The sequence below is a fragment of the Cellulomonas sp. P4_B5_2 genome, from assembly GCF_056402235.1.
In genome coordinates this window covers 1-5,370 of sequence record NZ_JBFUHU010000262.1, presented here as the reverse complement: position 1 = coordinate 5,370, position 5,370 = coordinate 1, and the positions used below count along the sequence as shown (strand labels likewise).

Annotated in this window: 3 protein-coding genes and 2 pseudogenes; all 5 read right to left on the bottom strand. The window is 75.1% G+C overall.

Going from position 1 to position 5,370, the window contains the following annotated elements; genetic code table 11:
• Positions 1-715: pseudogene (locus AC1DUQ_RS16870) on the bottom strand (hypothetical protein); the annotation flags it as partial.
• A gap of 182 nt (positions 716-897) precedes the next feature.
• Positions 898-1,194 carry an MTH1187 family thiamine-binding protein gene (locus AC1DUQ_RS16865; protein WP_477059919.1) on the bottom strand — a complete coding sequence of 99 codons (297 nt, stop codon included), beginning with the start codon at positions 1,192-1,194 and terminating at the stop codon, positions 898-900.
• A 9-nt stretch (positions 1,195-1,203) separates the two neighbouring features.
• Positions 1,204-4,239, bottom strand: coding sequence for an FAD-binding and (Fe-S)-binding domain-containing protein (locus AC1DUQ_RS16860; protein ID WP_477059918.1), 3,036 nt, complete (start codon positions 4,237-4,239; stop codon positions 1,204-1,206).
• Positions 4,240-4,425: 186 nt separating this feature from the next.
• Positions 4,426-4,863, bottom strand: coding sequence for an OsmC family peroxiredoxin (locus AC1DUQ_RS16855; RefSeq protein WP_477059917.1), 438 nt, complete (start codon positions 4,861-4,863; stop codon positions 4,426-4,428).
• A gap of 67 nt (positions 4,864-4,930) precedes the next feature.
• Positions 4,931-5,370, bottom strand: a pseudogene (locus tag AC1DUQ_RS16850) (AAA family ATPase); the annotation flags it as partial.

The following is a 5,370-nucleotide window of genomic DNA, read 5'->3' as shown; positions in this document are numbered from 1 at the left end:
GGGTGACCGCGCGCAGCTCCCCCGTCGCGGGTGTGCGCACGGGCCCGACCGCCGGGACGTAGGGCTCGTACGGAGCACCCGACGTGAAGCCCTCGCTCGACCGCACCAGGCGCAGCGCGGTGGGCTCGACGGAACGGCGGGCGCCCTCGTGCGTGGCCAGCGGGGAGACGTCGAGCAGGCGGCGGTCGTCCACGCCGCGCACGACGCCGACCTGGAGCACGTCGACGTGCCGGCCCGGACCGCGCAGGAAACCGAGCGAGTCACCGGCCTCGGCGGCCACCTCGGAGCACAGCAGAACCAGCCGGACGCCCTCGCGCCGGTTCGTCTGGACACCGAACGCCGCCTGCTCACGGAACGCCGCGAAGTCGACGGCGAACCGGCTCGGGTCGGGGTGGTAGGCCCGCGCGAGGTCCGTGGTGGTCATGCGGGAGGCCGCACCGGCGTGCCGCAGGGCGGAGATGACGGCGTCGTCGTCGACCACCTGCACCACGTCGACCACCACGGGACGGCCGGCGGCGTCCAGGGCGAGCAGCTCCGGGAGGTCCGCGTGGTCGGGGGCACCCGTGCGCGAACGGACCGCGAAGAGGGGCTCACCCGCGATGGCGGCGAGGTGGTGCGTGAGGAGCGAGGCACACTCCTGCGCGAAGGAACCGGTCAGGGGCTGCATCGGCTGGACAAGGCGCGGTCGGCCCTCGTCGAGCTCGAAGATGGGCATCTGTCTGGCCTTCCGCGTCCCGTCGTGCGCCCGCGCACCCCGGCCGGCGCGCTCGCGACCACACTGTCCCACAGCGCGCTTTGCACGTCAGCCCGTCCGYCCGGCGTGGTCGTCGGAGATCGGTCACATCACCCGGATGCGTCCGGTTTCCGCCGTCCGGATCGTCCGACCGGTCGCCTTCGTCACTCGTTGGTGAGCGCGGCCTCGACCCGGTCGACCTTGCCCGTGAGCTCCCCCACGTGTCCCGGCCGGATGTCCGCCTTGAGCACCAGGCTGACCCGGTTGCCGTGCCGGCCGACCGCCTCCGTGGCGCGCTTGACGACGTCCATCACCTCGTCCCACTCGCCCTCGAGCGTGGTGAACATGGCGTCGGTGCGGTGGGGGAGGCCGGACTCGCGGACGATGCGCACGGCATCGGCGACGGCGGCGGTCACGGACTCGCCCGCACCGAGCGGGGCGACGGAGAAGGCGACGAGCATGCGGCCAGCCTAGGCGCGCGCGTCGACCGTCCGGTGCGCGGGCAGGTGCGCCGCGAGCAGCTCGGCGAGGTGCACGCCCTGCACCCCGGCCAGCTGGTCCGCCTGCGTGCGGCACGAGAAGCCGTCGGCCAGGAAGACGTCCCCCGCGGCCGCGTCGCGCAGCGCCGGGAGCAGGGCGTTCTCCGCCACCGCGACCGAGACGTCGTAGTGCCCCTTCTCCATGCCGAAGTTCCCGGCCAGCCCGCAGCAGCCCGCGAGCGCCGAGAACTGCGCACCGGCGTCGGTGAGCAGCCGGCGGTCGGGCGTCCACGTCATCACCGAGTGGTGGTGGCAGTGCGGCTGCACGACGGCCGTGACGTCCGACAGGTCCGGCACCCGCCAGCGGTCGCCGGGGCCGATGGGGGCCGGCGCGGTGAGCAGCTCCGCGAGCGTACGGGTCTCGCGTGCCACCGCGACCGCGCGCGGGTCGTCCGGGAGCAGGTCGCGCAGGTCGGAGCGCAGGACCGCCGTGCAGGACGGCTCGAGGCCGACGATCGGGATCCCGTTGACGGCGAACGGCCCGAGCACGCCCAGCAGGTGGGTCAGCTGCTTCTTCGCGCCGTCCAGCTGGCCGGTGCTGATCCAGGTGAGGCCGCAGCAGGCGTTGTCCTCGGGCACCAGCACCTCGTACCCCGCGTCGACGAGCACCGCGACGGCGGCCCGCGCGACGGACGGCGCGAGGGTGTCGGAGAACGAGTCGGTCCAGAGCACCACCTGCGGCCTGCGCGGACCGGTCGTCCCGCCGTGCTGGGTGCCCTTGCCGGGCCGCCCGAGGAACCGGTCGCCGGGACGCGCGCTCGCTCGGACCTTGCGCTCGGGATGGTGCCGACGCTCGCTCCCAGCGCCGGTGCGCACCACCGTCACGCTCTGGCTGCCAGCGCCGCGCACCCAGGAGCGGAACGGCCGCCGGGCGAACGTGACCATCTGCCGCCGGGTGTCCATGCCGCCGGCGGCCAGCACCACCGTGGCCACGGGACGGGCGCCGAGCACCGCGTTGACCAGCGAGGACAGCCCGGGGACTCCGGTGATCAGCCGCGCCCAGCGGGGCAGCCAGCCGAGGGCGTAGTGCGACGCCGGACGCAGCTTCCCGCGGTACGTCCGGTGCAGGACCTCCGACTTGTACTGCGCCATGTCGACGCCGGCGGGGCAGTCCGACGAGCACGCCTTGCAGGACAGGCACAGGTCGAGCGACTCGTGCACCTCGGGCGACGACCAGCCACCGCTGACGAGGGTGCCGTTCGCCATCTCCTGCAGCACGCGCGCGCGGCCGCGGGTCGAGTCCTTCTCGTCCTTCGTCGCCAGGTACGAGGGGCACATGAACCCCCCGGCCGCGGTGCTGTCGGCGCGGCACTTGCCGACGCCGACGCAGCGGTGCAGCGCGGTGGTCAGGTCGCCCGCGTCGTGCACGAACGAGAACCCGTGGTCGGCCAGCAGGGGGCGGGCGTGCGGCCGGCGCAGGTCGGCGTCGAGCGGGCGCGGCCGGACCAGCACGCCGGGGTTGAGCAGGTCGCGCGGGTCGAGAAGGTCCTTGAAGGCGCCGAACAGGTCGATCGTCTGCGCGGAGTACATGACCGGCAGCAGCTCCGAGCGGGCGCGGCCGTCCCCGTGCTCCCCGGACAGCGACCCGCCGTGGCTCGCGACGAGGGCCGCGGCGTCCGTCATGAACGCGCGCAGCGGGTTGCCCGAGCGCTCCAGCGGGATGTCGAGCCGCAGGTGCACGCAGCCGTCGCCGAAGTGCCCGTACGCCAGACCGTCCACGCGGTGCGACGCCATGAGCGCCTCGAGCTCGCGCAGGTACGCGCCGAGCCGCTCGGGCGGGACGGCCGAGTCCTCGAACCCCGGCCACGCCTGCGCGCCGGACGGGGTCCGCCCACCCAGGCCGGCACCGTCCTCCCGGATCCGCCACATCGCGGCGGCCTCGGGTCCGGGCGGGAAGAGGCCCACCGCCGTCGTCCCGGCGGAGGCCGCGAGCGCGTGCGCCCGGTCCAGCGCCTCGGTCAGGTCCGAGCCGCCGACCTCGACCATGAGCCACCCGCCGCCCTCGGGCAGGGGCGGCACCGCGGCGGTCCCGCGCACGCGGCGGACCACGTCCACCAGCCGGGAGTCCATGCCCTCGATGGCCAGCGGCGCGTGCGCGAGCAGCGCCGGGACGGCGTCGGCGGCCGTCGGCATGTCCGGGTAGCCGAGCACCACCAGCACGGGCGCCGCGGCGATCGGCACCAGGCGGACCGTCGCGCCCAGGAGCGTCGCGACCGTGCCCTCGGTGCCTACCAGGGCCTTGGCCAGGTCGGTGCCATTCTCGGGCAGCAGGTGCTCGAGGGAGTAGCCGGAGACCTGCCGGCCGAAGCGGCCCAGCTCCGTCCGGATGACGTCGAGGTTGCCGCGGACGAGGGCGTCGAGACCCGGCACGACGTCGAGCGCGCCGGCGCCCGACCGCGCCTCGAACCGTCGGCCGGTGCCGTCCACCACGTCGAGGGCGAGCACGTTGTCCGCGGTCCGCCCGTACGCCACCGCGCGGGGGCCGCAGGCGTTGTTGCCGATCATGCCCCCGAGCGTCGCGCGCGCCTGCGTGGACGGGTCCGGCCCGAACCGCAGCCCGTGCGGTGCCGCCGCCTTCTGCAGGCCGGCCATGATGACGCCGGGCTCGACGCGGGCGGTCTGCGCCTCCGGGTCGATGTCGAGGATCCGGTTGACGTGCCGCGAGAAGTCGAGCACCACGCCCGTGCCCACCGCGTTCCCGGCCACCGACGTGCCGCCGCCGCGGGCGGTCAGGGGCACCCCCAGCGACCGGGTGACCTCCAGCGCGGCGAGCACGTCGTCGGTGTCCCGCGGGAACGCGACGACCTGCGGGACCACGCGGTAGTTCGACGCGTCGGTCGAGTACTCGGCGCGGCGGCGCGTGCTGTCGTCGACCGCTCCGCGCAGCGCGGACCGCAGCGCCTGCACCACGTCGGCGCTCTCGGATCGGCTCGGATCCCCTGCCACGGTCTCGGTCACGGCCACCACGGGGGCAGTCTCGCACCGGCGGCCCGCTCCCCCGCACACGTCACCGAGGGATGGTCACGACAGGGACGTCCGAGGAAGCGAGCGCCAGGACGACCGGATCCTCGGACGCAGCGCGTTCTCCACCGCAGCGTCCGAGGAAGTGAGCGTCGGGGCGACCGGATCCTCGGACGTCCGGTGGAGTGCGGGTCAGGCGAGCGAGGCGTCCAGGGTGATCTCCGTGCCCGTGAGGGCCTTGCTCACCGGGCAGGTGGCCTTGGCGTTCTCGGCGGCGGCCAGGAAGCCGGCGTCGTCGAGGCCCTCGACCTCCCCGCGGACCGTCAGCGCGATCGTGGTGATGTGTAGCCCGCCGGCCGGGTCGGGGCGCAGCGTGACGTCGGCGCTGACCTCGAGCGCCACCGGGGTGCCTCCGGCCGCGGCGATGACGCCGGAGAGCTGCATGGCGTAGCACGACGTGTGCGCGGCCGCGATGAGCTCCTCCGGGCTCGTCGTGCCCCCGGCCTCCTCGGCGGTCCGCTTGGGGAACGAGACGTCGAACGTGCCGGCCCCGGAGCTGGTGAGCTCGACCTGCCCGGCGCCCTCCATCAGGGTCCCGTTCCAGGCGGTGCGAGCGGTGCGCGTGGACATGGTGCTCCTCTGTGCTCGATCGGCCGGGCGGGATGCCCGGGACCTCCACGCTATGCAGCCGGGCGGCTCAGCGCGCGCGCTCGAGGTGCCCGGTGACGATCTGCGGCGGAGCGCCGGCCTGCCGCAGCGCCCAGGCGGCCCGCGCGTGCAGGGCGCGACGCTGGTCGGGCTCGAGCCCGTTGTACAGCGCACCGCGCACGAGGTCGTGCCCGAACACCAGCCGGTCACCGCGCGCGCGGACCACGCCCGCGGCCAGGCCGTGCCGCAGCGTGCGCCAGCAGTCGCCGACCGGGTCGCCGACCAGGGACGCCAGGTCCGCGATCACGAACGAGGTGCCGAGCACGGACGCCTGTCCGAGCAGGGCCAGCACGTCGGGCCCGAGGTACTCGATGCGCCGCCGGACCACCTCGTCCAGGGGCGTGAGCCAGCCGACGCCCGTCGTGTCGAGGACGCCGTCGGTGGTGACCAGGGCGCCGGCGGCGCGGGCCGTCCGCACCACGTCCGCGA